Origin of the sequence: Sphingobium sp. LMC3-1-1.1 (assembly GCF_040676285.1) — a bacterium.
GTDB lineage: Bacteria > Pseudomonadota > Alphaproteobacteria > Sphingomonadales > Sphingomonadaceae > Sphingobium.
In genome coordinates this window covers 1-1,112 of record NZ_JBEGHQ010000036.1, presented here as the reverse complement: position 1 = coordinate 1,112, position 1,112 = coordinate 1, and the positions used below count along the sequence as shown (strand labels likewise).

Below are 1,112 nucleotides of genomic sequence, written 5' to 3'. Positions count from 1 at the left end.
TCGCTCGCCACTACTAACGGAATCTCGGTTGATGTCTTTTCCTCCGGGTACTGAGATGTTTCAGTTCCCCGGGTTCGCTTCACCAAAGCCTATTTTATTCAGCTTAGTGATACCTCTCCCATTTAACACGGGGCCAGTATCGCTACTGGACCAGTCTTAAATGGTGAAGGTGGGTTGTCCCATTCGGAAATCGCGGGATCAAAGCCTGCTCACGGCTCCCCCACGCTTATCGCAGCGTGCCACGTCCTTCATCGCCTGTACATGCCAAGGCATTCACCAGATGCCCTTACCTCACGCTTGAGAGTCCACACCACCAATGACAGCACTGGAGAAGCGCTCGCATCAGCATGTTCGGTGTGGTGATTTAACTCAGCCAGATAATCATTTGTGTACGATCATCGCTTCCGTTTCCGATCTTACGACCGAAACCGAAAACCATGTCGCCACGGCATCGATTAAAAAACCCATTCACAATGTCAAAGAAGCCTGCATCAGCAGGCCATATCGCCGGACGTATCCGGCAAACCGCTACTCTTCATCTCTGGAAATTTTCTGAGCTGCTCCGCGCAACAGCGCTACGCAGTACCTTGGTGGAGCTTATCGGGATCGAACCGATGACCTGATGCTTGCAAAGCAACCGCTCTCCCAGCTGAGCTAAAGCCCCCAGCCAAAGTATGGTGGGCCGGGGAGGAGTTGAACCTCCGACCTCACGCTTATCAGGCGTGCGCTCTAACCACCTGAGCTACCGGCCCGGATTTGTTTGTTGGCCTCAAGCGCCGGCGCCGACATCCGTCGGCTTGGCTTTCCTCGCATAAGCTCGGACGCGCGTTCGCGCTTGCGAGCCCTGCGGGCTCGAGGCTCAACACCCAAAGGGCGCAGCTCAGGCCTGACCCTGTGGTTAAGGGTCATTTCCAGTGATGAAGGGACATGAGGACGGCGGCAATGTTCTTTGGAAATGACGAAGCTCTTCCTGTGTCAAGCACAGGCGCTTTCGTCACGATCCTTAGAAAGGAGGTGATCCAGCCGCAGGTTCCCCTACGGCTACCTTGTTACGACTTCACCCCAGTCGCTGATCCCACCGTGGTCTGCTGCCTCCTTGCGGTTAGCGCACA

The 1,112-nt window shown here is 55.3% G+C and carries 1 protein-coding gene, 2 tRNA genes and 2 rRNA genes; 1 reads left to right on the top strand and 4 read right to left on the bottom strand.

What is annotated here, in order from left to right:
• Positions 1-300: ribosomal RNA gene (locus MRBLMC3_RS17455) — 23S ribosomal RNA — on the bottom strand; the annotation flags it as partial.
• A 16-nt stretch (positions 301-316) separates the two neighbouring features.
• On the opposite strand from MRBLMC3_RS17455, the gene MRBLMC3_RS17450 reads away from it, so the two are divergent.
• Entirely contained in the window at positions 317-556 is a 240-nt protein-coding gene (locus tag MRBLMC3_RS17450) for a hypothetical protein (protein WP_363830850.1), read from the top strand.
• 32 nt (positions 557-588) lie between these two features.
• Here MRBLMC3_RS17450 and MRBLMC3_RS17445 read toward each other — a convergent pair.
• From MRBLMC3_RS17445 to MRBLMC3_RS17435, 3 genes are all read right to left on the bottom strand, one after another.
• Positions 589-664, bottom strand: a tRNA-Ala gene (locus tag MRBLMC3_RS17445).
• Positions 665-675: 11 nt separating this feature from the next.
• Positions 676-752: transfer RNA gene (locus MRBLMC3_RS17440), tRNA-Ile, on the bottom strand.
• 255 nt (positions 753-1,007) lie between these two features.
• A 16S ribosomal RNA gene (locus MRBLMC3_RS17435) occupies positions 1,008-1,112 on the bottom strand; the annotation flags it as partial.

What these genes read in the sequence shown, in the direction of transcription:
- MRBLMC3_RS17450 (WP_363830850.1), top strand. Translation starts at nt 317, where the DNA reads ATGACAGCACTGGAGAAGCGCTCGCATCAGCATGTTCGGTGTGGTGAT.